Source organism: Blastococcus sp. SYSU DS0616 (assembly GCF_054051015.1).
The window spans coordinates 38,693-64,698 of the sequence record NZ_JBJHAJ010000013.1 but is presented as its reverse complement, the minus strand read 5'-3'; the positions used below and the strand labels follow the sequence as shown (position 1 = coordinate 64,698).

22 protein-coding genes, 1 pseudogene and 1 riboswitch are annotated in these 26,006 nt (G+C 75.2%); of the genes and pseudogenes, 12 read left to right on the top strand and 11 right to left on the bottom strand.

Annotated elements, in window-relative coordinates:
• Positions 1-2: 2 nt before the first annotated feature.
• The 3 genes from ACI79K_RS11715 to ACI79K_RS11705 form a co-directional block, all read right to left on the bottom strand.
• Positions 3-923, bottom strand: a complete 921-nt coding sequence (locus ACI79K_RS11715; protein WP_456599769.1) for an ATP-binding cassette domain-containing protein — start codon at positions 921-923, stop codon at positions 3-5.
• Complete coding sequence (locus ACI79K_RS11710) at positions 920-2,029, bottom strand: LolA family protein (protein WP_456589501.1); 1,110 nt, start codon at positions 2,027-2,029, stop codon at positions 920-922. Before ACI79K_RS11710 ends, ACI79K_RS11715 begins: the two co-directional genes overlap by 4 nt.
• 69 nt (positions 2,030-2,098) lie before the next feature.
• Positions 2,099-2,695, bottom strand: a complete 597-nt coding sequence (locus ACI79K_RS11705) for a TetR/AcrR family transcriptional regulator (protein WP_456589502.1) — start codon at positions 2,693-2,695, stop codon at positions 2,099-2,101.
• A gap of 76 nt (positions 2,696-2,771) precedes the next feature.
• Here ACI79K_RS11705 and ACI79K_RS11700 point away from each other — a divergent pair, with 76 nt between their 5' ends.
• From ACI79K_RS11700 to ACI79K_RS11685, 4 genes are all read left to right on the top strand, one after another.
• A complete protein-coding gene (locus ACI79K_RS11700) occupies positions 2,772-4,313 on the top strand; it encodes a class I adenylate-forming enzyme family protein (protein WP_456597225.1) in 1,542 nt (513 codons plus the stop codon).
• On the top strand, positions 4,310-5,077 hold the full coding sequence (locus ACI79K_RS11695; RefSeq protein ID WP_456589504.1) for a crotonase/enoyl-CoA hydratase family protein: 768 nt from the start codon (positions 4,310-4,312) through the stop codon (positions 5,075-5,077). The genes ACI79K_RS11700 and ACI79K_RS11695 overlap by 4 nt, the downstream gene beginning before the upstream one ends.
• A gap of 125 nt (positions 5,078-5,202) precedes the next feature.
• A complete protein-coding gene (locus tag ACI79K_RS11690; protein WP_456589505.1) occupies positions 5,203-7,431 on the top strand; it encodes a DUF222 domain-containing protein in 2,229 nt (742 codons plus the stop codon).
• A 53-nt stretch (positions 7,432-7,484) separates the two neighbouring features.
• The gene (locus ACI79K_RS11685) at positions 7,485-8,120 is read left to right on the top strand and encodes a hypothetical protein (RefSeq protein ID WP_456589506.1); all 636 of its coding nucleotides are present in this window, start codon (positions 7,485-7,487) and stop codon (positions 8,118-8,120) included.
• 39 nt (positions 8,121-8,159) lie between these two features.
• Here the strand turns inward: ACI79K_RS11685 and ACI79K_RS11680 are convergent, their stop codons facing one another.
• On the bottom strand, positions 8,160-9,362 hold the full coding sequence (locus ACI79K_RS11680; protein WP_456589507.1) for an AI-2E family transporter: 1,203 nt from the start codon (positions 9,360-9,362) through the stop codon (positions 8,160-8,162).
• A gap of 40 nt (positions 9,363-9,402) precedes the next feature.
• A complete protein-coding gene (metF, locus tag ACI79K_RS11675; RefSeq protein WP_456589508.1) occupies positions 9,403-10,308 on the bottom strand; it encodes a methylenetetrahydrofolate reductase [NAD(P)H] in 906 nt (301 codons plus the stop codon).
• Positions 10,309-10,441: 133 nt separating this feature from the next.
• Here metF and ACI79K_RS11670 point away from each other — a divergent pair, with 133 nt between their 5' ends.
• The 3 genes from ACI79K_RS11670 to ACI79K_RS11660 are packed head-to-tail and all read left to right on the top strand — an operon-like array spanning position 10,442 to position 14,084.
• The gene (locus ACI79K_RS11670; RefSeq protein WP_456589509.1) at positions 10,442-11,638 is read left to right on the top strand and encodes a polyprenyl synthetase family protein; all 1,197 of its coding nucleotides are present in this window, start codon (positions 10,442-10,444) and stop codon (positions 11,636-11,638) included.
• Positions 11,638-13,134: a phytoene desaturase family protein gene (gene crtI, locus ACI79K_RS11665; RefSeq protein ID WP_456589510.1), complete on the top strand. Its 1,497-nt coding sequence runs from the start codon at positions 11,638-11,640 to the stop codon at positions 13,132-13,134. Before ACI79K_RS11670 ends, crtI begins: the two co-directional genes overlap by 1 nt.
• Positions 13,131-14,084, top strand: a complete 954-nt coding sequence (locus ACI79K_RS11660) for a phytoene/squalene synthase family protein (protein WP_456589511.1) — start codon at positions 13,131-13,133, stop codon at positions 14,082-14,084. The genes crtI and ACI79K_RS11660 overlap by 4 nt, the downstream gene beginning before the upstream one ends.
• On the opposite strand, the pseudogene ACI79K_RS11655 reads toward ACI79K_RS11660, so the two are convergent.
• The 3 genes and pseudogenes from ACI79K_RS11655 to ACI79K_RS11645 all read right to left on the bottom strand — a co-directional run.
• A pseudogene (locus tag ACI79K_RS11655) lies at positions 14,081-14,242 on the bottom strand (lycopene cyclase domain-containing protein); the annotation flags it as partial. The gene ACI79K_RS11660 and the pseudogene ACI79K_RS11655 overlap by 4 nt on opposite strands.
• A gap of 44 nt (positions 14,243-14,286) precedes the next feature.
• Complete coding sequence (locus ACI79K_RS11650) at positions 14,287-14,631, bottom strand: lycopene cyclase domain-containing protein (protein ID WP_456589512.1); 345 nt, start codon at positions 14,629-14,631, stop codon at positions 14,287-14,289.
• 43 nt (positions 14,632-14,674) lie between these two features.
• Positions 14,675-14,998, bottom strand: a complete 324-nt coding sequence (locus ACI79K_RS11645) for an Rv2175c family DNA-binding protein (protein ID WP_456589513.1) — start codon at positions 14,996-14,998, stop codon at positions 14,675-14,677.
• Positions 14,999-15,011: 13 nt separating this feature from the next.
• On the opposite strand from ACI79K_RS11645, the gene ACI79K_RS11640 reads away from it, so the two are divergent.
• The 4 genes from ACI79K_RS11640 (at position 15,012) to ACI79K_RS11625 (ending at position 20,783) form a co-directional block, all read left to right on the top strand.
• Entirely contained in the window at positions 15,012-16,166 is a 1,155-nt protein-coding gene (locus ACI79K_RS11640) for an alpha-hydroxy acid oxidase (protein WP_456599768.1), read from the top strand.
• 4 nt (positions 16,167-16,170) lie between these two features.
• A riboswitch (ZMP/ZTP riboswitch) is annotated at positions 16,171-16,255 on the top strand.
• A 23-nt stretch (positions 16,256-16,278) separates the two neighbouring features.
• Positions 16,279-17,745 (top strand): glycine hydroxymethyltransferase, encoded by a 1,467-nt coding sequence (locus tag ACI79K_RS11635; RefSeq protein ID WP_456599767.1) that lies wholly within the window; start codon positions 16,279-16,281, stop codon positions 17,743-17,745.
• Between the two features lie 148 nt (positions 17,746-17,893).
• The gene (pknB, locus tag ACI79K_RS11630) at positions 17,894-19,879 is read left to right on the top strand and encodes a Stk1 family PASTA domain-containing Ser/Thr kinase (RefSeq protein ID WP_456589516.1); all 1,986 of its coding nucleotides are present in this window, start codon (positions 17,894-17,896) and stop codon (positions 19,877-19,879) included.
• 4 nt (positions 19,880-19,883) lie between these two features.
• Positions 19,884-20,783, top strand: a complete 900-nt coding sequence (locus tag ACI79K_RS11625) for a deoxyribonuclease IV (RefSeq protein WP_456599766.1) — start codon at positions 19,884-19,886, stop codon at positions 20,781-20,783.
• A 108-nt stretch (positions 20,784-20,891) separates the two neighbouring features.
• On the opposite strand, the gene ACI79K_RS11620 is transcribed toward ACI79K_RS11625, so the two are convergent.
• Both ACI79K_RS11620 and ACI79K_RS11615 read right to left on the bottom strand, forming a co-directional pair.
• Complete coding sequence (locus ACI79K_RS11620; RefSeq protein ID WP_456599765.1) at positions 20,892-21,893, bottom strand: threonine aldolase family protein; 1,002 nt, start codon at positions 21,891-21,893, stop codon at positions 20,892-20,894.
• 27 nt (positions 21,894-21,920) lie between these two features.
• Positions 21,921-23,258 carry a class II 3-deoxy-7-phosphoheptulonate synthase gene (locus tag ACI79K_RS11615; protein ID WP_456599764.1) on the bottom strand — a complete coding sequence of 446 codons (1,338 nt, stop codon included), beginning with the start codon at positions 23,256-23,258 and terminating at the stop codon, positions 21,921-21,923.
• 240 nt (positions 23,259-23,498) lie between these two features.
• Here ACI79K_RS11615 and ACI79K_RS11610 point away from each other — a divergent pair, with 240 nt between their 5' ends.
• Complete coding sequence (locus ACI79K_RS11610; RefSeq protein WP_456599763.1) at positions 23,499-25,649, top strand: methyl-accepting chemotaxis protein; 2,151 nt, start codon at positions 23,499-23,501, stop codon at positions 25,647-25,649.
• Positions 25,650-25,712: 63 nt separating this feature from the next.
• Here the strand turns inward: ACI79K_RS11610 and ACI79K_RS11605 are convergent, their stop codons facing one another.
• Positions 25,713-26,006 (bottom strand): GlsB/YeaQ/YmgE family stress response membrane protein, encoded by a 294-nt coding sequence (locus tag ACI79K_RS11605; protein ID WP_456599762.1) that lies wholly within the window; start codon positions 26,004-26,006, stop codon positions 25,713-25,715.

The following is a 26,006-nucleotide window of genomic DNA, read 5'->3' as shown; positions in this document are numbered from 1 at the left end:
GATCACCGTGCGCGCTCCACCCGGTCGGCGCTGGTGGCCGCGGCCGCCAGCACCACCTCCTCGAGCGTCGGGCGATCGGCCGCGAGGCCGGTGACCGGTACGCCGGCGCGCACCAGCAGCGCGTTGACCTCGGCGGGGTCGCCGCCGCGCACCACCACCCGCTCGCCGTCCACGGCGGTGACGCGGCCGTCGAGCACCGCGCGCACCTGCCCGGGCGCGGGCGTGCGGACGACGGTGGCGCCGGTCGGGGCGGTGAGGGTGGCCAGGTCGTCCTGCAGCACGAGGCGGCCGCGGTCGAGCACGCCCACGCGGGTGCAGAGCTGCTCGACCTCGGCCAGCAGGTGGCTGGAGAGGAAGACCGTCGTCCCGCCGCGGTGCAGCTCCAGCAGCAGCTCGCGGATCTCGGAGATGCCCTGCGGGTCGAGCCCGTTGGTCGGCTCGTCGAGCACCAGGAGCTCGGGACGGCGGAGCAGCGCGCCGGCCAGGCCGAGGCGCTGCCGCATGCCGAGCGAATAGGCCTTCACCGGCCGGCGTCCCACGCCCCCCAGCCCGACCTGGTCGAGCACCTCGGCGACGCGCCGGCGCCGGTCGCGGCGCGGTCCACCGGGGCCAGCGGCGTCGAGCAGCGCGAGGTTCTCCCTGCCGGAGAGGTGGCCGTAGGCGGCAGGCGACTCGATCAGCGCTCCCACCCGGGGCAGCACGCGGCGGCCGGCGCGCGGCATCCGCCCGCCGAGCAGGTCGATCTCCCCGCGGGTCGGCAGGACGAGGCCGAGCAGCATCCGCACGGTGGTCGTCTTCCCCGAGCCGTTGGCGCCGAGGAAGCCGTAGACGTCGCCGGCGCGCACGTCCAGGTCGATGCCGTCGACGGCGCGCACCCGCCCGTACTGCTTGGCCAGACCGCGGGTCGCGATGACCGTGCTCACCGCTGCCGCCCCAGCACCGGCAGCTCCGCGGCGGCCTCGACCAGTGCGTCGAGGGTGACCGTCCCGGTGAGCAGGTACGGTTCCGCGTCCTGCGGGTCCACGAGCATGAGTGCGACGGGGCCGGCCGCGATGCGGGTGCTCGTCTCGTCGGTGACGGCGTCCGGGCTCTGCGCCAGCGTGCGGCGCAAGGCTTCCGCCACCAGCCGCGGCACGGGGGCGACGGCGAGCAGGGTGACACCGCGCCCGTAGAGCCCGATGCCGGGCGGAGCGCCGTCGAGCGTCCGGCGCGGCAGCCCGGCCAGCGTGGGGAGGAAGCGCACCGGCGGGAGCCGCCGCCCCGCCTCGAGCACGATCTCGGCCTGGTCGGCGGTGCGCAGGTGGGCGTCCGGGGGCGGGGCGAAGGACGTGGTCGCGGCATCCGGGACCGCCAGCTCCAGGTCCAGGAAGCGGGTGTCCAGCGCCGGCACCTCGGAGGTCTTGCCGAGGACCACCACCTGCACCGGCAGGCCGCTGGCCCGGTCCACCCACACGTCGACCTGCCGCACCGACGAGGCGGGGTCCGCCGGGGTCGAGCGCAGCCCGAGGGCATCACGCCCGGCGATCCGCCGGGCCCCGATGCGGGTCAGCTCCTCGTCGGCGGCCTCGGACAGCAAGCGGCGGCCCAGGGTGGCGGGCAGCAGGTCCGGTGGGGCGGGGAGGGCGAACGGCGTGGCGTCCGCCCACGTCGCGGTGGCGCGCTCGTACTCCCAGGTCCAGGTGCCCCGGGCATCGCGGTGGATGCCCGTCTCACCGGCCGTGGTGATGACGGCGACCCGATGGTCGTCGGGGCCCCGCCACCACACGCGCATCTCCGTGCGGTCGCTGAACAGGTCCGCGAGGGAGTCCAGCTGGTCGGTCACCGGCAGGGCCAGCCCGCCGGCCGATTCGGCGTACCCGGAGTACTGCACGTCCCGCGAGGCCAGGACCGCCGCACGCAGCTCGGCCGCGGGCACCGCCGAGTCTTCGACCGGGAGCGCGCCCACCAGCGCCGGGAGCGCGACGAGGACCGCGACGACCGCCCCCACGACGGCCCAGCGCGGAGCCGCCGCCCGCGGTCCGGACGCCATGCGGTCACCGTAGCCCCGGCCGGCCCGGTGGGTCCCGCGGCGATCCTCACCGGGAACTCACCGGGAGGGCTATCGGGCGGCTCGGTCCACGGACACCACGGGCGCGGCGCCGAGCACCCGGCCGACCCACAGCTGCAGCACGCGCCGGTCGCGGTCGCCGTCCTCGCGCAGGACGCTGGTGAGAGCCAGCCCGCGGTAGAGGGCGAGCAGGCCGTCGATCTCGGTCCGGTCCCGGGAGGAGCCGGGGAACAGCTCGGCGACCAGGTCGCGGACGGCCGCCCCCACCCGCCGCTCGGCGGGAAGCAGCGCGGCGCGCAGCACCGGCTCGGTGCGTGCGGCGGCCCACAGCTCCAGCCCGGCCAGGAACAGCGGGCCGGACATCACCCGGTGCAGGAGGTCCACCTCGCTGGCCACCCGGCCGGTCGCGGCATCGGCGCGCACCTGCTGGATCTGCGCGTCGGCGACGTGCGAGACGGCGGCGACCAGCAGCGCCTCCTTGGTGGCGAAGTGGTGCAGCAGCGCCCCGCGGGACAGCCCCGCCCGCTCCTGCACCCGCTGCGTCGTCGTCCCGGCGTAGCCGTGCTCGACCAGGCAGTCGATGGTCGCGGAGAGCAGCCGCGCCCGGGTGTCCGCCCGGCGCTGCTCCTGGGTACGTCGCTCCGTCACCGCGTCAGGATAGGTACTGACAAACCGTCCGAACGGACTGTAAGTTGCCGTCCGACTCGAGAGGGAGTGGTGACCGGTGTTGACGGTGGAGCTGGTGCGGAGGGGCGCCCGGCGGTTCGCGGACCGCACGGCAGTGATGAGCGGCGATGCGTCGCTGACCTTCCGGGAGGTGGACGAGACCGCCAACCGGATGGCGCACGTGCTGATCGGGCTGGGGGTGGCCCGTGGGGACCGGGTCGGCCTCCTGGTCGAGAACGGGCTGTGGTCGGTGCCGATCGACTTCGCCTGCCTCAAGGCCGGCGCCGCGCGCGTGCCGCTCAACGCCCGGCTGTCGGCCGACGAGCAGGCGCGGATGCTCGCCGCCACCGGCGTCCGGATGCTCATCCACGGTGCGGCGCTCGCCGACCGGGCGGCGGAGCTCGCCGGGCGGGTGGACGGCCTCCGGCTGGTCAGCCTGGGCCAGACCTCCGACGTCGAGGCACTCGACCTGCTCGACGAGATGGCCGACGCGAGCGCCGCCGACCCGCGGTTGCCCGCCGAGCCCACCGACCCGGTGCTGATCCTCTACACCTCGGGCACGACCGGCGCGCTCAAGGCGGTGGTGCACACCCAGGCCAGCTACGCCGCCATCTGCGCCAACATCCTGGCGAACCTGGTCTCCCCCGGCCGGGACTCGGTCATGCTGCACGCGGCGTCGCTGATCCACGCCAGCGGCACGTTCGTGCTCCCCTACTGGATCCGCGGCGGCGCGGCCGCCGTCCTGCCGGGCTTCGACCCCGCCAGCTACCTGGACTCACTCGCCCGCTACCGGGCCACCGAGATCAACCTGGTACCCACCATGCTCGGCATGCTGCTGTCCTCCGGCGCCGCCGAGCGCGCCGACGTCTCCAGCCTTCGCACGGCGGTGTACGGCGCCAGCCCCATGCCCGGCCCGGTGCTGGCGCAGGCCCTCGACGTGTGGGGTCCACGCCTGGTGCAGTACTACGGGCAGACGGAGGCACCCCTGGCGATCACCGTGCTCGACGCCCTCGACCACACCGACCCGTCCCTGGCCGGCTCGTGCGGCCACCCCTCGGTCGACGCCGAGGTCCGGGTCGTCGGCAGCGACGGCGGCGCCCTGCCGGCCGGCGAGATCGGCGAGCTCCAGGTGCGTGCCCCCTTCGGCATGGCCGGCTACCACGACGCGCCCACCCTCACCGCCGAGACGATCAGCGGGGACGGCTGGATCGCCACCCGCGACCTGGCCCGGCTGGACGACCGCGGCTACCTCACGCTTGTCGACCGGACCAGCGACATGATCATCACCGGCGGCTACAACGTGTACCCGCGGGAGGTCGAGGAGGTGCTCATGGCCCACCCGGCGGTGTCCGGTGCGGCCGTCGTCGCCGCACCCGACCCGACGTGGGTGGAGGCGGTGACCGCCTTCGTCACGCTCCGCCCCGGGTCGAGCGCCACCCCCGACGAGCTGCGGGACGCGGTGCGCGGCGCGCTCGCCGGTTACAAGGTCCCCAAGACCGTGCACGTCGTCGACCAGCTCCCCCTCTCCCCCGTCGGGAAGATCCTCCGCCGGGCCCTGCGCGAGCCGCTGTGGGCCGACGCCGCGGGGCGCTCGTCGTGAGCGAGACGGTGACCGTCGAGCGGAACGGTCCGGTGACGACGGTGCGACTGTCCCGCCCGGCGGCACGCAACGCCGTCGACGGGCCCACCGCCGCCGCGCTCGCCGACGCGTTCCGGGCCTTCGACGCCGACGACGAGGCCGCCGTGGCGGTGCTGCACGGCGAGGGCGGCACCTTCTGCGCCGGCGCGGACCTGCGGGCCATCGGGACCGACCGCGGCAACCGCACCGAGACCGACGGGGACGGGCCCATGGGCCCCACACGGATGCGGCTGCGCAAGCCCGTCATCGCCGCGATCGCCGGGCACGCGGTCGCCGGCGGCCTGGAGCTCGCGCTGTGGTGCGACCTGCGGGTCGCCGACGAGACGGCGATTCTCGGGGTCTACTGCCGCCGCTGGGGCGTGCCACTGGTCGACGGCGGCACCGTGCGGCTGCCGCGACTGATCGGCACCTCCCGGGCCATGGACCTGGTGCTCACCGGGCGAGGGGTGGACGCCGCCGAGGCGCTGCAGATCGGATTGGTCAACCGGGTCGTGCCCGCCGGGCAGGCGCTGACCGAGGCCCGGGCGCTGGCCGCCCGGATCGCCGCCTTCCCCCAGACCTGCCTGCGGGAGGACCGGGCCTCCCTGCTGGAGCAGGACGGCCTCGACGAGGAGGCGGCCATGGCCAACGAGTTCCGCCACGGCATGGCCTCCCTCGCCGTCGACGCGCTGCCGGGGGCCGCACGCTTCGCCGCCGGGGAGGGCAGGCACGGCAGCGGCGTCTGACCCGGTCCGGGTGGCCACCGCGGCGCGGGACGACACGACTCCGCGCCCGGGGCCGCACCGCGCTGAGCAGCACCTTCGCACAAATCCGTCTTGCCTTCCGGGGCGATCGAACGTATGTTCGATGCATGGCGGACGTCGGGGCGGTGAGCGACTGGTACGCCACCGCCCGCGCCCGGGCGGTGGCCGCCGGACGGCGCCGGCGAGCCCGCGAGGCGTCCACCGAGTGGCCCGAGTTCGCCCCGCCGGTGAGGCTGGCCGCTGGCCCGCTCGGCGAGGTGCAGGCCGCGGACCGCGAGATCGCCCGGCAGACCGCGCTGCGCGCCCGCGCGGTCGCCAGGTTCGCCGCGGACCGGCCCGCCGACGGCGACCGTGCCCAGGGTGAGCCGGGCGCGATGAGCCCGGAGCGGTGGGCCGCGCGTCCCGAGGTGCTGCGCGGGGTGAGCGAGTGGGCGACGCAGGAGCTCATGATCGCCCTCTCGCTCTCCGCCCGGGCCGCGGAAGCGTTGCTGGTCCGCTCGCTGACGCTCGTGGAGCGGCTGCCCGGCACGCTGGCCGCCCTGGAGGCGGGGGCCCTGCACCCCGGGCACCTCTGGACCATGCTCGAGAAGGTCGCTCCCATCGCCGACGACCGGGTGCGTGCCGAGGTCGAGGCGGAGCTGCTGCGCTGGGCTGCGGGCCGGGTGGTGACGCCTGCGCAGCTGAACGACAAGGCGCGCCGCGAGGTGGCCCAGCGGGACGCCCGCGCCGCGGCCCGCACGCTGCAGGAGGCGCTGAAGCGGCGCGGGGTCCACATCCGCCCGGATGCCGTCGACGGCATGGCGACCGTGAGCGTGTACGCCACCATGCCGGAGGCCCAGGCGCTGTACCGGGCACTGACCGCCTGCGCGGAGGCGCTCGACGGCGACGACGATCAGCGCACGCGGGGCCAGAAGATGGTCGACTGCCTGCTCGACCTGGTGCTGCGCCCGGGCGAGACCGATCTGCCGCCGGTGCAGGTGCTGCTCACCGTCGTCGCCTCGCTGGCCACCCTCGCCGGCGGAGACGGTTCCGGGGAGATCGACGGGCAGGTCGTGCCGGCCGAGATGATCCGCCACTTCCTGACAGCGCTCACCGGCCGGCCGCTGGGATCCGACTCCGCGGAGCCGGCCCCGGGGCAGCCGTCCGGCTCGATGTCGTGGCAGGCGCAGGAGCAGGCCGAGCTGGAGTGGTGGCTGGCCGAGACGGAGCGCCGGCTGCTCAGCGGTGAGCTGGTCGATCCCGACCCCGACGGCAACGGCGACCTCGCCCCTCCCCCGGACGTCGCCGGCGACCCCGCCCTTCCCCCGGACGTCGCCGGCGACCCCGCCACCACCCACGACGCACTCCCGGGCGACACGATCGAGGACGCCGAGATCGAGGACGCGCCCCGCGCCGACACCGGTACCGACGCCGGTACCGACGCCGCCGTGGCCCAGGAGCGCCGGGGGTGCACCGCAGCCTCACCGACGTCGCGAGGGCCAGACCGGCGGCGCGGTGATCCTCCGGCGCCGGAACCGGAGGACACCCCGCCGGATGCCGACAATTCCTCACCGGCAGCAGCGACCACGGCCGGGGCGGTACCTCCCGGGCCGGCGGCCACCTCGCCCGGAACCGGCTGGTGGACGCTGGCCGACGAGGCGGTCGAGACCGCCGGCCTCGCCGTGCTCCGCGCGGAGCAGGAGCTCTCCCGCGCCGGTCGACTGGTCCGCACGGCAGTCACGGCCGACGCCGACGACGAGGCCACCTGGCGGGCCGGCCCCGGAGGGCGGCTCACCGCAGCGGAGGACGCCCTGGCGGCGCTGCGGTCGGCCTCCGACGGGCAACGGGCGTGGCTCGCCGACCTGCTGGGGAGCACCGGTGGCGGTGGGCTGGCCGAGCGGCCGAGGATCGCCCTGACCGACGCGTTGTCCGGCACGCTGCTGGCCCTGACCGACCTGCCCGGTCTGCGCCGCGCGGGCAGCTGCGACCGTCCGTGCTGCCGTCGGAGCACCGGTCGCTGCACCCACGACCTCTCCGACCGGCCCGGCCTCGGCGCCCCGGGGCCCAGCACCGGCTACCGCCCTTCGGGCGAGCTGGATCGGTGGGTGCGGGCGCGGGATCGTCGCTGCCGGTTCCCCGGCTGCCGTCGACGGGTGCCCCGCGGCGGCGAGCTCGACCACCACCGCCCGTATCCGGACGGTCCCACCAGCGCCGGCAACCTCGCCGGCTACTGCACCACCGACCACCGCGGCAAGCACCAGGCACCGGGGTGGCGCCACGACCTCGGCAGCGAGGGGACCCTCACGGTCACCACCCCGAGCGGTCTGGTCGCCACCACCTCGCCGCCGCCGTACTGAGCGCCACACCACCGCCACGCATCGAGAAACCGGGTACGGGGCACCCCGTGCCCATGGCTGCTCAGATCAGCGACGCCGTCGTCGTCGACGTCCTCCGCCGGCTCGACCGGCTGCTGACCCCGCTGGCGGACCGGATGGGCCGGCCGCCGGAGCTGCCGCGCGAGGAGCGCGACCGCTGGTGGGCCGACCGGGTGTCCCGGGTGGCCGCGGGCGTGTCGGCGGTCCCCCGCTTCGCCGGCAAACTCGCCGATCTGCTGCCGCTGCAGAACAGCGTCGGCACCGCGGTGCAGTCGTTGGTGGTGCTCGGTGTCGCCGGGGAGCACGGGGTGACCGCCCCGGCCGACCGGGTGTCGCTGCTGGCGCGGGTCCTGCTGCGCCGGGAGCTCACGCCGACCCAGGTCGAGCCGCTGCTCACCCGGAGCAAGGGCACCTACGTGGAGGGCGCGTTCGGCCCCCGGGACGAGCGCCGCGGGGCGAAGGGCGCCGTCCGCACGCTGTGGCGGGCGGCTCGGCTGCTCGGCCGAATCGACGACGCGCTGGACGCCCGCCCGAAGGGGAAGCTGTTCGCCCGCGCCCTGTCGAACCTGCCGGTCGTCGGTGTGGCCGGCGGGTACGCCTCCGAGCGCGAGGGGCTGCGGCGGGCGGCTGCCCGCGCCGCCGACCTGCTGGAGGGGACGCGGCAGGGCTGACGCCCAGGTGGTGCGGGCCGGCCGCCCCGGCAGTCCGCCCTACCCGGTGCGGGCGCTCGCCGGTTCCGCGGGGGCGGCGTCCCGGGCACCGCCCCGGCCCTCGTCCCGGTCCTCGTCCCGGCTCTCGTCCTGCGCGTCGTCCCGCTCCGGGTCGCGCCAGCCCGGCCCGGCAGCAGGCTCCCGGCCGCGCAGGTAGTCCACGACCCGGGCCACGCAGGCGGCGATCGGCACCGCCAGGAAGGCGCCGAGGACGCCGTAGGTCACGCCCCCCACCGTGACCGCGAGGATGATCGCGAACGGGTGCAGCCGCAGCACAGGGCTCAGGATCAGCGGTTCGAGCAGGTTCCCCTCGGCCTGCTGCACCACCACGACGAGGGCCAGCACCAGCAGCGCCGTCGTCAGCCCCTGGTCGGCCAGCGCGACGAGGACGGCCAGCAGCCCCGAGACGAAGGCCCCCACGATGGGGAAGAACCCGCCCAGGAAGACCAGCACCGCCAGCGGCATGGCCAGCGGGACGCCGAGGAGGACCAGCCCGATCCCGATCGCCACGGCGTCCACGAGGGCGACGATCAGCTGGCCGCGGAAGTAGGCGCCGAGGGTCCAGAACAGCTGCCCGGACACCCGACCGACGTGCTGCCGGGTGCGCTCGGGCAGCAGGCTGATGATCCCCGACCAGATGCGCCCCCCGTCGCGCAGGTAGAAGAACAGGGCCACCAGGAACAGGACGACGGCGGTGGCGACGTCGCCGAGCGTCCGCGCCACCTGCAGCCCGCGGTCGACGACGTCGCTGCCGCCGCCGCCGAGCGCACCGGCTGCCTGCTGGGCCATGTCGGCGAGCCCACCGTCGCCGACGTCGAAGGGCAGCGAGAAGGGCGTGTCAGCGACCAGCTCCGCCAGGTCGCTGAGCGCCTCCTCGACGCTCTCCGCCAGCGCCGGGATCTCGTCGGCGAAGCGCGGCACCACGAACCAGATCGCCAGCCCCAGCAGCCCGAGGAGGGAGATCAGCAGCAGCAGCGCGACGACGGTGGAGGGCAGCCCCTTCCGCTTCAGCCAGGCCGCGACCGGCCAGAGCACGGCGGCCGGGAACAGGGCGATCGCCAGCGGGGTGGCGACGACGCTGACCTCGCGCAGCAGCAGGTACGCCAGCACCGCCAGGGCGAGCACACCGAGCGCGGCCCAGGCCCGCCGCCCGGCGCGCACCAGCCAGGAGTACCGATCCACCTGCTCCTCTTCCGCGACCATGGGGCCTCCATGCCCCGTCGCGCGCCCGGGCAGACCCTGGTCAGCGGACGGCCGGTGCGCTCCCGGCCAGGTTGGCGAAGACCTCACGCGTGGCGGTGGACCGGTTCATGGTGATGAAGTGGATCCCCGGCACCCCCTCGTCGAGCAGCCGCCGGCACAGGTCGGTGGCCACCTCCACGCCCAGCGCCCGCACCGCGGCCTTGTCCTCCGGCCGGTCGCCGTCCAGCGCGGCGAACCGGTCGGCGAGCTCCGCCGGGAACGCCTGACCGGACAGCTGGACGATCCGGGTGATCTGCCGGACGTTGGTGACCGGCATGACCCCGGCGATGACCGGGACGTCGCACCCGCGGGCGACGACCCGGTCCCGCATCCGCAGGTAGTCCTCGGCCCGGAAGAACATCTGGGTGATGGCGAAGTCGGCACCGGCCCGGCACTTCGCCACGAACATCTCGACGTCGGTGTCGAAGTCCGGCGAGCGCGGGTGGCGCTCGGGGAAGGCGGCGACGCCCACCGAGAAGTCGCCGACCGAGCGGATCAGCTCCACCAGCTCGGCGGCGTAGCGCAGCCCCTCCGGGTGGGCCACCCACTCCGCCTGCGGATCGGCACCCGGTGGGTCACCCCGCAGGGCCATGATGTTGCGGACCCCTGCCGCCGCCAGGCGGCTGATCACGTGCCGCAGCTCCGCGACGCTGTGGTCGACCGCGGTCAGGTGCGCCAGCGGCGTCATCGTGGTGTCCGCCGCGATCCGCTCGGTCATCGCCACGGTGCCCTCGCGGGTCGAGCCGCCGGCGCCGTAGGTGACCGACACGAACGAGGGGTGCAACCGCTCGAGTTCGCGCAGCGCCGTCCAGAGGAGCTCCTCACCCGCCGGGGTCTTCGGCGGGAAGAACTCGAACGACCACGTCGGGCGCTCGGTGGCCAGGAGCTCACGGACGGTGGGTGTCACGGCACCCGAGGGTACGGGCGGTGCGGCAGCCCGCCCGCGACCGTCCTGTCGGAGAACTCCCCCGGCAGGTGCATCCGCAGCGCTCCCGCGCCCGGAAGATGGCGTGTCCCGACCACCGAGCGACGGAGGAACGATGCAGCGGAGCACCCCCGCCGCCCTGCTGGTGCGGCGGCACCCCACCGGATCGGGCGATACTGACCAGATGATCGTCGGGGCGCAGCCGCGCGAGTCCGCCCGCCCCGCACCTCCGCTGTCGGTGGCCGACCTGGACCGGGTGCGCGCCGCGGTCGCCGAGGCGCTCACCCGCTTCCTCGACCAGCAGCGCAGCACGCTCGCCGCGATGGACGCCAGCCTCGTCCCGGTGGTCGACGAGGTCTGCGCCGTCGCCGCGGGTGGCAAGAAGCTGCGCCCCTCGTTCGCCTACTGGGGATGGCGGGGAGCGCGCGGACAGGGCCCGGGCGCCGGCGAGGACGAGGACGCCGTCCTGCGCGCGGTCGCGGCCCTGGAGTTCGTGCACGCCAGCGCGCTGGTGCACGACGACGTCATGGACGCCGCCGGCACCCGGCGCGGCCGCCCCACCACCCACATCGGCTTCGCCGACCGGCACACCACCCACGGCTTCTCCGGCGACCAGGACCTCTTCGGCGTCGGCGCGGCGATCCTCGTCGGCGACCTGGCGCTGGTCTGGTCCGACGAGATGCTGCGCTGCTCGGGCATCTCGGAGCCGGCCCTGGGCCGGGCGCGCGCCGTCTGGGACGCCATGCGCACCGAGGTCACCGCCGGCCAGTACCTGGACCTGCTGCGCGCCGCCGGTGGGCTGCCCGGGCCCGACGGCGCGCTCACCGTGGCCCGCTACAAGAGCGCGGGGTACACGGTGCAGCGCCCGCTGCAGCTGGGCGCCGCCATCGCCGGGGCCGGCCCGGCCGTGGTCGAGGCCTGCTCGGCCATCGGGCTGCCCCTGGGCGAGGCGTTCCAGCTCCGCGACGACCTGCTCGGGGTCTTCGGCGACCCCGAGGTCACCGGGAAGTCCGTCGACGACGACCTGCGCGAGGGCAAGCAGACGCTGCTGGTCGCGCTGGCCGAGGAGGCCGCCGACGACGCCGGGCGCCGGCTGCTCGGCGACCTGCTCGGCAACCCCGCGGCCGGGCCCGACGAGTTCGAGGCGCTGCGCGCGCTGCTGGTCACCACCGGCGCCCGCGACCGGGTGGAGGAGCGCATCGCCGCCAGCACCGCCCGGGCCCGCCAGGCCATCGCCGAGGCACCCCTCGCCGAGGACGCCCGCGCGGCGCTGGACGCGCTCGCGGTCGCCGCGACGTCACGCACCGCCTGATGGTGCGCACCGTTCCGGGTCGCACCGACCGCGTCGTCGTCGTCGGGGCGGGGCTCGCGGGGTTGGCCGCGGCGCTGCGCCTGCGCGGGGCCGGCCGCGAGGTCACCGTCGTCGAGCGCGCCGGGGGGCCCGGCGGGCGGGCCGGGCGCATCGAGCGCCGCGGTTACGCGCTCGACACCGGGCCGTCGGTGTTCACCGCGCCGGAGATCGTGGCCGAGACCCTCGCCGCCGTCGGCGAGCGGCTGGAGGACCGGCTCGAGCTGCGCGCGCTGCGGACGAGCTACCGGGCGCAGTTCGCCGACGGCACCTCGCTCGACGTGCACGCCGACCCCGCGGCGTTCGCCGCCGAGGTGGCCGCGCTGTGCGGGCCGGCCGAGGCCGCCGCCCTGCGGCGCTACCTCGCCGACCTCGCCGAGCTGTACCGGCTGCAGCTCACCACGTTCATCGACCGCAACCTGGACTCGCCGCTGGACCTGCTGGGCCCCGAGCTCCTGGCGCTCGCCCGCCGGGGTGGCTTCGGCCGGTTGTCCCGGCACGTCGCGCGGTACTTCGCCGACGACCGGCTGCGCCGGCTGTTCAGCTTCCAGGCCCTCTACGCCGGGGTCTCTCCCTTCCGCGCCATCGCCGCCTACGCGGTGATCGCGCAGCTCGACATCGGTGCCGGCGTGTGGCACCCGGTGGGTGGGATCGGCGCGGTGCCGCGCGCGCTGGCCGGCGCCGCCGCCGACGCCGGGGTGGTCCTCCGGTACGACACCGCCGTCGGCGAGCTGGAGACGCTCGGCAACCGGGTGACCGGCGTGGTCCTGGCCGACGGCGATCGGCTGCCCGCCGACGCCGTCGTCGTCACCACCGACGCGCCGCACGCGCTGGTGCCGGGGCTGCGCGGCCCCCGCCGCCCGGTCTACTCGCCCTCCTGCGTCGCGCTGCACCTCGGCGTGCGGGCCGAGCTGCCGGGGCAGGCGCACCACACGATCAGCTTCGGGCACTCCTGGCGCGGGGTGTTCGACGAGCTCACCCGCGACGGCCGGCCGATGAGCGACCCCAGCCTGCTGATCAGCATGCCCTCGGTCACCGACCGGTCCCTGGCCCCCGAGGGCGGGCAGGTGCTCAGCGTCGTCGCGCCCACCCCGAACCTGGACCCGCGCAGCGGCGGCAACCCGGACCTGGACTGGGCGGCCCTCGGGCCCCGCTACCGGGACGAGCTGCTGGCCACCCTGGAGGCCCGCGGGTTCACCGGCGTCACCGGCGCGATCGAGGTGGAGCACATGGACACCCCGGCCACCTGGGCCGCCCAGGGCATGGCGGCCGGAACGCCGTTCGCGCTGGCGCACACCTTCGGCCAGACCGGCCCGTTCCGCACCCCGACGCTGCCCCGCCGCGGCCCCGAGAACGTGGTGCTCGCCGGGTCGTCGGTGCAGCCGGGCGTCGGGGTCCCCATGGTGCTGATCAGCGGCCGGCTGGCCGCCGAGCGGATCACCGGGCCGGTGGCGCGGTGAGCCCGCTCCGGCCGCCGGGTACCCAGGCCGCCCGGCAGGCGCAGCTGGCGGCCGCCTACCGGCACTGCGCCGCCATCGCCGCGGAGCACGGCAAGAGCTACCACCTGGCCACCCGCCTGCTCACCCCCGAGCGGCGGCCGGCGGTGCACGCCCTCTACGCCGCGGCGCGGGTCGCCGACGACTTCGTCGACCACCCCGGCGCCGACCCGGCCGGCGACCTGATGACCTGGTCGGCGGCGCTGCTCACCGAGCTGGAGACGGGCTGGTCCGACGACCCGGTGCGGCTCGCGCTGGTGCACACCTACCGGCGCTACGGCATCCCGGTCGAGCACCTGGTCGACTTCCTCGCCGCCATGACCAGCGACCTCGACGTCACCGGCTACGCCGACCTCGACGCGCTGGACCGCTACATGTGGGGGTCGGCGTCGGTCATCGGCCTGCAGGTGCTCCCCGTGCTGGGCACCGCTCCGGGCATCGCCCGCGAGGAGGCGGCACCGCACGCCGTCGCCCTCGGCGAGGCGTTCCAGCTGACGAACTTCCTGCGCGACGTCGGCGAGGACGTCGACCGCGGCCGGGTCTACCTGCCCGCCGACCTGATGGCCGCGCACGGGGTGACCCGGGAGCAGCTGGCGGCCAAGCGGTTCGACGACCGGTTCCGGCAGCTGATGCGGGAGATGGTGGCGATCGTGCGCCGCCGGTACGACGACGCCGCGCCCGGCACCCCGATGCTGGCGCCGGAGTCGCGCGACTGCGTGCGCGCGGCCACCGCCCTCTACGGCGGGATCCTCACCGAGATCGAGCGGGCCGACTACCGGGTGCTCGACCGGCGGGTGTCGGTCTCCAGGCCGCGCCGCCTGGCCGTGTTCGCCCGGCGGTTGACCGCCGCCCAGGTGGCGAGGGTGAGGGTGACCATGGCGAAGCCGAAGAGCAGGTCCTCCACCGGCGCGTAGGCGATCCGCGGCCCCCAGATCGTGGCCGGGTCGTAGGTCACCACGTCCAGCCCGGTGAGCACGCCGTTCATCAGCAGCTGGAAGAACACGATGATCGCGTAGGCGACCCAGAACACCCGCCGGGTGACCATGCGGGTGCGGAGGACCGCCAGGTCCACCACGAGGACGGCGGCGACCGCGGTCACCGCCAGGGCGCTGTAGCTCACCTCTCGGCCTCCCTCGCCGGATAGCCCGCATCCCAGCCGGTCACCTTCCGCACCGCCTCGAGCGCGAGCACCGAGCACAGCGGGACGACGAGGAAGAACAGGACCTCCTCCACCGGGATCCCCCCGGGCAGCCGGACGCCGACGGTGCGCGCCGCCGAGTAGTCCCAGTGGCCCTGCGCGATGGCGTAGAGCACCCAGCCGACGAAGACGACGAACATCGGGAGGACGGCGAGGAGGAACCGCCGCCAGCGCGCGTAGACGCGCACGCCCAGCAGCAGCTCCAGCGGTGCGGTCACCACCAGGCAGCCGACCAGCAGGCCCAGGTACGTCAGCCGCTCCACGGAACCCGCTTCCGTCCCCGGCCCGCCCCCGGATGCACCCGGCTCAGAGCGCCAGCGCCTGCGCCCGCCGGGTGACCTCGGTGTGCCGGTCGTCCCGCAGCGCCTGCACCGGGGTGCCGGGCAGCGACTCGTCCTCCCGGAACAGCCACTCGAAGGCCTCCTCGTCGCTGAAGCCGCCGTCCCGGAGGACCGTCAGCAGCCCGGGCAGGTGCTTGAGGACCACCCCGTCCTGCACGAAGTCGGCGGGGATCTTGCCGTTCCCGCTGCCGGGGACGGCCATCAGCTTCCCGTCGCGCAGCAGCTGCCGGACCCGGTTCGGGGAGGTGCCCAGCAGCTGGGCGACCTCCGCGGGGGTGAGCGTCTCCATAGAGTGTCAGCCTATGGCGAACAGCGGACCAGCGGGCAGCCCGGTGCCGGGACCGACCGGCCGGCACGACGGGGCGGAGGCCGCCGAGGTCACCGAGGTTGCCGAGGACCCCCGCCCGGAGCCGCCGTTCGTCGACCTCGTCGACCTCGAGGCCCGGTCCCGGGAGCTGCTGCCCCGGCCGGTCTACGACTACTACGCCGGCGGCGCCGAGACCGAGACGACGATGGGCGAGGCGACGGCGGCCTGGCGCACCTGGCGGCTCCGGCCCCGGGTGCTGCGCGGCACCACCACCGCCTCGCTCGCCACCGAGCTGCTGGGCACGTCGGTGGGCACCCCGATCGGCATCGCCCCCTGGGCCTACCAGGCCATGGCGCACCCCGACGGCGAGCTCGCCACCGCCCGGGCCGCCGCCGCCACCGGTGCCCTGATGACCGTGTCCACCAGCGCGACCCACAGCCTGGAGGAGGTCGCCGCCGTCGAGCCCGGCAGCCCGAAGTGGTTCCAGCTCTACCGGATGCACTCCGAGCGGCACACCGACGACCTCGCCCGCCGCGCCGGGGACGCCGGCTACCGGGCGCTGGTCATGACCGTCGACGTCCCGCTGCTGGGGCGCCGCCGGCGCGACCTGCGCCACGACTTCGTGCACCGCGCCGGCGTGCGGATGGCCAACCGGCCCCCGGAGGGCGAGGAGCCGACCCTCGACGGCCTGGCCACCGCCACCTGGACCTTCGACGAGATCGCCCGCTTCGGAGAACTCTCCGGCCTGCCGGTGGTGGTCAAGGGCGTGCTCCGGGGCGACGACGCCGTCCGCTGCGTGCAGGCCGGCGCCGCCGCCGTGTGGGTCACCACGCACGGTGGCCGGCAGGTCGACCCCGCGGTGAGCAGCGCCCAGGCGCTCCCCGAGATCGTCGACGCCGTCGGCGAGGACGTGGAGGTCTACGCCGACGGCGGCATCCGTTCCGGGTCGGACGTGCTCACCGCGCTCGCCCTGGGGGCCTCGGCGGTCTTCCTCGGCCGGCCGGTCGTCTGGGGGCTCGCCGCCGGGGGCGAGCAGGGCGTGGCGCGGGTCCTCGGCGGCCTCGCCGAGGAGCTCGAGCACACGATGGTCCTGTGCGGGCTCGACGACGTCCGGTCGGTACCCGCCGACACGGTGGTGGCGGCGCGATAACCTCCCGGAGGGCCGTGACTGGCGCGTCGAGGTGGGCCACCACCGGGGAGCGGCCCGCACCACCGTCGCCGTGCGCCTGGGCACCTCACCGTCGTTCAGCGCAGGAGCCCTCATGACCACCGCCCCCCGCATCACCCACTCCTTCGACGGCACCGCCGCCTCGGCCGCCTACCGCAACGCCCTGGCCGTGATCGGCGCCGTCGAGCCCCGGGTCGCCGACGCGATCAGCCAGGAGCTGACCGACCAGCGCGCCTCGCTGAAGCTGATCGCCAGCGAGAACTACGCCAGCCCCGCCGTGCTGCTCACCATGGGCAGCTGGTTCAGCGACAAGTACGCCGAGGGCACCGTCGGGCACCGCTTCTACGCCGGCTGCCAGAACGTGGACTCCGTCGAGGCGCTCGCCGCCGAGCACGCCCGCGAGCTGTTCGGCGCGCCGTACGCCTACGTGCAGCCGCACTCGGGCATCGACGCCAACCTGGTCGCCTTCTGGGCCGTGCTCGCCCAGCGGGTCGAGCTGCCCGCCCTGCAGGAGGCCGGCGCCCGGCACGTGAACGACCTCACCGACACCGACTGGGCGCAGCTGCGCCGCGCCCTGGGCGACCAGCGGATGCTCGGGATGTCGCTGGACGCCGGCGGTCACCTCACCCACGGCTTCCGCCCCAACATCAGCGGCAAGATGTTCGAGCAGTCGTCCTACGGCACCGATCCGTCGACCGGGCTGCTCGACTACGCCGCCGTCCGCGCCCGGGCCCGCGAGTTCCGGCCGCTGATCCTCATGGCCGGCTACTCCGCCTACCCGCGGCGGGTGGACTTCGCGGCGATGCGCGAGATCGCCGACGAGGTGGGCGCCACCCTGGTCGTCGACATGGCGCACTTCGCCGGCCTGGTCGCGGGCAAGGTGCTCACCGGCGACTTCGACCCGGTGCCGCACGCGCACGTCGTCACCAGCACCAGCCACAAGTCGCTGCGCGGCCCGCGCGGCGGATTCGTGCTGGCCCAGCCGGAGTTCGCCGACGCCGTCGACCGCGGCTGCCCCATGGTGCTCGGTGGCCCGCTGCCGCACGTGATGGCCGCGAAGGCGGTCGCCTTCGCCGAGGCCCGCCGCCCCGAGTTCGCCGGCTACGCCCAGGCGGTCGCCGACAACGCGCAGACCCTCGCCGAGGGGCTGACGAAGCGCGGCGCCCGGCTGGTCACCGGCGGCACCGACAACCACCTGGTGCTCATCGACGTCACCGGCTTCGGCCTGACCGGCCGCCAGGCCGAGTCCGCGCTGCTGGACGCCGGCATCGTCACCAACCGCAACGCAGTGCCGGCCGACCCCAACGGCGCCTGGTACACCTCCGGCGTCCGGCTGGGCACCCCGGCGCTGACCAGCCGCGGCTTCGGTCCGGCCGAGTTCGACCGGACGGCGGAGCTGATCGTCGACGTCCTCTCCGCCACCACCCCGGCGGCGACCCGCGACGGCGCGGCCTCGCAGGCGAGGTACGTGGTGGCCGACGGCGTCGCCGACCGCACCCGGGCGGCGGCCGCCGAGCTGCTGGCCGCGCACCCGCTGTACCCCGGCCTCGACCTCGCCTGATGCGGCCTCCCCGCAGGGGCCCGGCGCGAGCTCGCGAGCGCCGGGCCCCTGCAGGGAGGTCCTTCTCCATCCGTCACAGGCGCCCCGGTGATCCCCGTCGCCGCGTCGTGGAGCGACCAGGCCCCTCCCCGCTCCTACACTCGGCCGTGTGGACACCGCCGTGACCGACCCCGTGGTCGGCCTCGTTCTCGAGGGGCGCTACCGCCTCGAGGAGCGGGTGGCGCGGGGCGGCATGTCCACCGTCTACGCGGCCACCGACCTCCGGCTGCACAAGACCGTCGCGGTCAAGGTCATGGCCGAGCACCTGGCCCACGACCCCACGTTCGTCGACCGGTTCACCCGCGAGGCGCGGGCGGCGGCGATGCTCAGCCACGTCAACGTCGTCGGGGTCAGCGACCAGGGCAGCGACCAGGGGCTGGTCTTCCTGGTCATGGAGCTCGTGCGCGGGCGGACGCTGCGCGACCTGCTCAGCGCCCGCGGCCGGCTCACCGTCGGCGAGGCCTTCGCCGTCCTGGAGCCGGTGCTCGCCGGGCTCACCGCCGCGCACCGGGCCGGGATCGTGCACCGCGACATCAAGCCGGAGAACGTGCTCATCGGCGTCGACGGCGTGGTCAAGGTGGCCGACTTCGGCCTGGCGCGCGCCGTCGTCGGCACCGGCCAGACCAGCCAGACCGGCGGGGTGCTCATCGGCACCGTCGCCTACCTCTCCCCCGAGCAGCTCGAGCGCGGCCGCGCCGATGCCCGCAGCGACATCTACGCCGCCGGCATCGTGCTGTACGAGATGCTCACCGGGCATCCGCCGTTCGGCGGTGACACCCCGCTCGCGGTGGCCTACCAGCACGTCCACCACGACGTGCCCGCACCGTCCGCGGAGGTTCCCGGCCTGCCCTGGCAGGTCGACGAGCTGGTGGCCCGGACCACCCGCCGCGACCCGGCCGGGCGACCCCTGGACGCCGGTGCGTTCCTCGCCGAGCTGCACGACGTCCGCACCGACCTCGGCATCGACCCGGTCCCCGTGCCGACCGGGCAGAGCACGGCCGGCCCGGCCACGCTGCGGCCCACCAACCGCCCGACCCGGCCCCGGCCCGGCCACCCCAGCGATCCCGGCACCGAGGTGCTCGGCGGCCGCGGCTCGCGCGCCGGGCGCACCAGCATGCTGCCGGGGATGGGCGCCGGTCCCACGACCGACGTGCAGGGCCGTCGCCCCGGGCCGGCGCGGCCGCGTCCCGGCGTCCCCGACCACATCCGGCGGCGCCGCGCCCGGCTGCTGGTCGCCGTCGTCCTGCTCATGGCGATCACGGTCGGCGCGGTCGGCTGGTGGCTGGGCTCCGGCCGCTGGACCGACGTCCCCGCGCTGACCGGCAAGCAGGAGGCCGCGGCCATCGACCTGCTGCAGGACGCCGGGCTCGACCCCGACCCGGTCGTGCGGGAGTGGAGCGAGTCGGTGCCGGAGGGCGTGGTCATCTCGACCGACCCGTCGTCGGGCGAGCTCATCCGCGGCACCGACGTCCGCGTCGTCGTCTCCAAGGGGCCCGAGCGCTACACCGTGCCGCCGGAGCTCGTGGGCCAGCCGGTCGACGACGTCGAGGCGCGCCTGCAGGCCGACCTGCCGATCCAGATCACCCGGGGCCAGGCCTACGACGACGCCGTGCCCCCGGGCAATGTGATCGGCTTCGACCCGCCCGCGGGCACCGCGCTCAAGCGCGACCAGGTCGTGACGGTCGTGGTCAGCCAGGGCCGGGCACCGGTCGCCGTCCCCGACGTGACCGGGCAGACCCCGGAGCAGGCGCGGGCCAACCTCGAGGCGCAGGGCTTCACCGTCGAGCGCGACGAGGACGGGCGCAGCGACCAGGTCGACAAGGGCGAGGTCATGGCCGTCGAACCAGGTCCCGGCGCGGGCCCCGTCCCCTACGGCAGCACCGTGCGCATCCAGGTCTCGGCGGGCGTCCCGCTGGTCACCGTGCCCGACGTCGTCGGCAAGAGCGGCGACGAGGCCACCGCGATCCTGCGGGCCGCCGGCCTGCAGGTGGAGGCCACCCGGTTCTTCGGCAACCGGGTGCTGCGGCAGAGCCCCGCTGCCGGCGAGACCGTGGAGCGCGGCACCCCCGTCACCATCCTGCTCACCTTCGGATAGGTCCTTGTCGCACACCTCCCCCGGTGTGCCCGCCATCGGCGCGCACATCCAGATCAAGGGCGGCCTGGCCACGGGCGGGCTCGCCTACACCGACGCCGTCGCCGCCCGCGCCGTCCAGGTCTTCGTGGGCAACCCCCGCGGCTGGAAGCTCACCGACGGCGACCCGGCGCAGGACGCGAGGTTCACCGCCGGCTGCGCCGAGCGCGGCGTGCCCTCGTTCATCCACACCCCGTTCCTGGTGAACGTCGGCTCGCCGACCGAGGCGACCGTGACGCAGTCGGTCGCCTCGATCGCGCACAACCTGCGGCGCGGCGCGCAGCTGGGCTGCCAGGGCGTCGTCGTCCACGCCGGGTCCGCCGTCGGGGAGGACCGGTACGAACCGGCCCTGCGCCAGCTCCACGAGCAGCTGCTGCCCGTGCTGGAGGCCGCCGACCCCGACGGGCCGCGGCTGCTGATCGAGCCGACGGCCGGCGGCGGCAAGGCCCTCGCCGCCACGGTCGAGGAGCTCGGCCCCTACTTCGCCGCGCTGGAGCACCACCCGCTGCTGGGCGTGTGCTTCGACACCTGCCACGCCTGGGCCGCCGGCCACGACCTCGCGGCCCCCGGCGGGATGTCGGCCACCCTCGAGGCGCTGGAGGCCACCGTGGGCCCCGGCCGGCTGGGCCTGGTGCACGTGAACGACTCGCTCGACGCCTGCGGTTCCAAGCGCGACCGGCACACGACCATCGGCGAGGGGCTGATCGGGTCGGGCGAGTACGGCACCGGCCCGTTCGCCGAGCTGCTGCGCCACCGCACCACCGCCGGGGTGCCCATGGTCGTGGAGACGCCGAGTCTGCGCGACGGCGACCCGTGCGGCGGCCACGCCGCGGACATCGAGCTGCTGAACTCCCTGATCGGCGACTGACCCCGGCCGGACCCGGGCGAGATCTGCACACTCGCCCCCATCAGCCGCCCGATGCGGGCCACATCGCAGATCTGGCGGTGCCGGCGCTCTCACCGGTCCGCCCGGCGGCTAGCGGTCGAGGAGGTCCGCGAGGACGTCGGCGGCGTGGTCGACCGCGACGCGATCGACGTCCAGGTGGGTCACCAGCCTGATCCGGCGCGGGCCGACCTGCCCGACCAGCACGCCCCGCGCCCTGGCCGCCTCGGCGATCATCGGGGCCGGCACCTCGTCGACGACCACCATGTTGGTCTCCACCGACGCCGGGTCGACCCCCAGCCGCTTGGCCAGCAGCTGCGCGTGCTCGTGGTCCTCGCCCAGCCGCGGCAGGTGGTGGTCGAGAGCGTGCAGGCCCGCCGCGGCCAGCACCCCGGCCTGCCGCATGCCACCGCCCAGCCGCTTGCGCCACAGCCGGGCGGCCGCGATCCGCTCCGCCGACGCGACCAGCACCGACCCCACCGGCGCCCCCAGGCCCTTGGACAGGCACACCGAGGCGGTGTCGGCGAGCCGGCCGTAGGTCGCCAGGTCGACGCCGGAGGCGACGTGCGCGTTCCAGATGCGGGCGCCGTCGAGGTGGACGGCGACGTCGGCGCCGCGCGACCAGTCCCACAGCCGCTGGAGCTGGTCGAGCGGCTGCACCCGGCCGAAGCCGCGGTTGTGGGTGTTCTCCACGGCGACGGCCGCGGTGGCGGTGAGGTGCCAGTCGTCCTTCGGCCGCACCTGCGCGATGACCTGGTCCGCGTCCAGCCGACCCCGGTCGGAGACCACGGTGCGGGTGGAGATGCCGAAGACCGCCGCCGCGGCACCCATCTCGTAGGTGACCACGTGCGCGTCGGCGTCGCAGAGCACCTCCTGGCCGGGCTCGCAGACCAGCCGCATGCCGATCTGGTTGCCCATGGTCCCCGAGGGGACGAACAGGCCGGCCTCGTGCCCGAGCATCGCCGCCACCCGCTCCTCGAGCGCGGTGATCGACGGGTCCTCGCGGTAGACGTCGTCGCCCACCTCGGCCTCGGCCATGACCCGGCGCATCGCCTCCGTCGGGCGCGTCACCGTGTCCGACCGCAGGTCGATCACGGCGCCGTCCAGCGGATGACGCGGTCCTCAGGCACGCAGCATCTCCGCCACGAGGAATGCCAGCTCCAGCGACTGACCGGTGTTCAGCCGCGGGTCGCAGGCGGTCTCGTACCGGCTGTTGAGGTCCTCGTCGCTGATCTCCATCGCCCCGCCGAGGCACTCGGTGACGTCCTCACCGGTCAGCTCCACGTGGATGCCGCCCGGCCAGGTGCCCAGCGCCCGGTGCACGTCGAAGAAGCCGAGCACCTCGTCGACCACGCGGTCGAAGTGCCGGGTCTTGTAGCCGGTCGAGGACTCGTGGGTGTTGCCGTGCATCGGGTCGCACTGCCAGACGACGGTGTGCCCGCTGGCGGTGACCTTCTCCACGATGCCCGGCAGGACGTCGCGGATCTTCCCGTTGCCCATCCGGCTGATCAGGGTGAGCCGGCCCGGCACGCCGTCCGGGTCGAGGCGCTCGACGAGCTCCACGGCCTGCTCCGGCGTCGTCGTCGGGCCGATCTTCACGCCGATCGGGTTCGCCAGCTTCGACACGAACTCGATGTGCGCGCCGTCCATCTGGCGGGTCCGCTCCCCCACCCAGACGAAGTGGGCGGAGAGGGCGTACGGCCGGCCCTCGTGCATGCGCAGCAGCGCGCGCTCGTAGTCGAGGATCAGCGCCTCGTGCGAGTTGAACAGCTCCACCCCGCGCAGCGCGTCGGAGTCGATGCCGCAGGCCCGCATGAACGCCAGTGCGCGGTCGATCTCCCGGGCGATCACCTCGTACCGCACGCCCGCCGGCGAGTTGGCGACGAAGTCGCGGTTCCAGTCGTGCACGGCGTGCAGGTCGGCCATGCCGCCGCGGGCGTAGGCCCGGATCATGTTCATGGCGGCGGCGGAGTTCGCGTAGGCCCGCACCAGGCGGTTCGGGTCGGGGATGCGCTTCTCCAGCACCGGCTCCAGGTCGTTCACCATGTCGCCCCGGTAGGAGGGCAGGCCCAAGGCATCGGTGTCCGACGAGCGCGGCTTGGCGTACTGCCCCGCCACGCGGCCGACCTTGACCACCGGCACGCTCGCGCCGTAGGTGAGCACGATGGCCATCTGCAGCATCGTGCGGGTGGTGGCCTGCAGGTGCGGCTCGGTGTTGAGGTCGAACGTCTCCGCGCAGTCACCACCCTGCAGCAGGAACGCCTTGCCCTGCGCGACGTCGGCCAGCTGGGCGCGGAGGGTGTCGACCTCGCTCGGGGCGACGATCGGCGGGACCGAGGAGAGAGTCGCCAGCACGGCGTCCAGCGCGGCCCGGTCGGGCCACCGCGGCTGCTGGGCGGCGGGCAGTTCCCGCCACCGGTCCAGACCGGGGACCAGCTCGGCAGGTTCGGGGAGGCTCACGCCCCGAGGGTACGGCGAGACCCCTCCGCGCTGGCCAGGGAGTCGTCCCACGAAGCGGGACGGCGTCCCGGCGCGGGCGCCGGCGGACCGTGGAGCGACTCCATCCAGGCGCACCACCCGCCCCGCGCGGTGACGATCAGGCCACAGACGGTCGCTCCCGCGGCGAACCCCGCGCTGAGCTGCCGATATCCCGGTCGAGCGGCGGCACCCAGATCGCCGCCCCTACCTGGAAGGCAGAACATGCGCTGGACGAACCTGCCCGCCTGGGCGGTTCCCTCGAACACGGGCATCCGGACCAAGGTCGTGGCCCTCGCGGTGGCCAGCGTCACCGCGACCGGCGTGGCCATGGGCGGCGTCAGCGCCTGGCAGAGCAGCCGGTTCGCCGACGACGCCGCGCAGCACATGGACGCCCTCGTCGAGCAGGACATCAGCCGGGCGGCCCGCGGCACCTACGACGTCGTCGCCACCCAGGGCGCCTCCACCGCCGCCAAGGTCGACTCCGACCTCGCCACCGCCCGGTACGTCCTGCAGCAGGCCGGCGGGTTCGCGATCGACGACTCCGGCACCGGGTTGGTCCTCTGGGACGCCAAGAACCAGCTGACCGGCGAGGTCACGCCGCTGACCCTCCCCCGCGTCCTCGTCGGCGGCGAGTGGCTGGGGAAGAACAGCGACGCCGCCGTCCCCACGCCGGTGGTCGACACCGTCAAGACGATGGTCGGGGCCACCGTGACCATCTTCCAGAAGACGCCCTCGGGCGACTTCCTGCGCGTGGCCACGAACGTGCAGGCCGCGAGCGGCGCCCGCGCCATCGGCACCTACATCCCCGCCGTCAACCCCGACGGCGCGCCGAACCCGGTCGCCTCCGCCGTGAGCAAGGGCGAGACCTACCGCGGCAACGCCTTCGTCGTCGACTCCTGGCTGGTGTCGGCCTACGAACCCATCCTCGGGCCCGCGGGTGACGTGGTCGGCGTCCTCTACGTCGGGGTGAAGCAGGAGAACCTGCCCGCGCTCCGCGAGGGCCTGCAGGCCACCACCATCGGGGAGAACGGCCACGTCGAGATCTACGGCGGCACGGGGGACCGCGCCGGCACCGTGCTGATCAGCCCCGACGGCAGCCGCGACGGCGAGCAGATGCTCTCGGCCACCGACGCCGACGGCACGCCCTACGTGCAGCAGATCGTCGACGCCGCCCTGCAACTGCAAGGCGGCGAGCAGGCGACCGTGCGCTACGACGACCCCCAGGCCGGGCCCACGACCGTCCGGGTGTCGTACTACGCCCCCTGGGACTGGGTCATCGCCACCGTGGCGCGCGACGAGGACTTCGCCGGCGCCCAGGAGTCCCTCGCGTCCGGCCGCTCGTCCATGATGTGGGCGATGGTGGTCGCCGGCCTGGTGATCGCCGTGCTGGGCGGGGTGCTCGCCCGGTGGGTCGGGCACCGGCTGACCCAGCCCCTGACCCACCTGCGCGACCGCATGGCCGAGATCGCCGACGGGGAGGGCGACCTGACCCAGCGGATGGACGACTCCCGCGACGACGAGGTCGGGCAGCTCTCCGGCGCCTTCAACCGCTTCGTGGAGAAGGTGGCCGGCACCGTGCGCGACATCCACCGGTGCGCGCAGGACGTCGCCGCCTCCGCCGCAGGGGTGTCCACCGTCGCCGACGGCCTGGCGCAGCGGGCCTCCCGCAGCCGGGACCAGGCGCAGGGGGCCCACGGCGTCGCGGCGGAGATCAGCAGCAGCGTCTCCTCCGCGGCCGCCGGCGCCGAGGAGATGGGGGTCTCGATCACCGAGATCGCCCGCAGCGCCGCCGAGGCGGCGGAGGTCGGCCGCCAGGCGGCGTCCCTCGCCGAGCAGACCGAGACGACGATCGCCGCGCTCGGGGCGAGCTCCGCGGAGATCGGGGACGTCGTGAAGGTCATCTCCGGGGTGGCCGAGCAGACCAACCTGCTGGCCCTCAACGCCACCATCGAGGCGGCCCGCGCGGGCGATGCGGGCAAGGGCTTCGCCGTCGTCGCCAACGAGGTCAAGGAGCTCGCGCAGGAGGCGGCGAAGGCCAGCGAGGAGATCGCGCAGCGGGTGCAGGGCATCCAGTCCGAGACCACCGACGCGGTGCGGTCGATCTCGCGCATCGCCGAAGTGGTCCGGGCGATCAACGACCACCAGACGACGATCGCCAGCGCCGTCGAGGAGCAGACGGCGACCACCCGGGAGCTCAGCCGCAGCGTGGCGACGGCGGCGGAGGGCGCCGGCACCGTCACCACCACGCTGACCACGGTGAGCCGGGACGCCGACGACAGCGCGACCGACGTGGAGCGGGCCCGCTCGGCGGCCCAGGAGCTGGACGGGCTGTCCAAGGAGCTCAACCGGCTGCTCGCCGTCTTCACGGTGTAGCCGCCGCCGCGTGGCGGAAGGCCCTCTCCCGGCGACGGGAGAGGGCCTTCTGCGCTTCTCAGGTCAGCGCACGCCGCGCCGTGCCCCCGAGCCGGCCTGGCGCCGGCCGGAGAACCGGTTGTAGAGCAGGAGCACGAGCACCGCTCCCAGGACGGAACCGATGATCCCGGCGGGACCGAAGCCGCGGTCCCGGAAGCCACCGAAGAGGAGGCCGAGGAGCAGGCCACCGACGACGGAGCCGCTCACCCCGAGCAGCAGCGTGGCGCCCAGGCTCATGGTGTCCTTGCCGGGCACGAGCGCCCGGGCGAGGAAACCGGCGATCAGACCGACGACGAGCAACCAGAGCAGGGAGAGCAC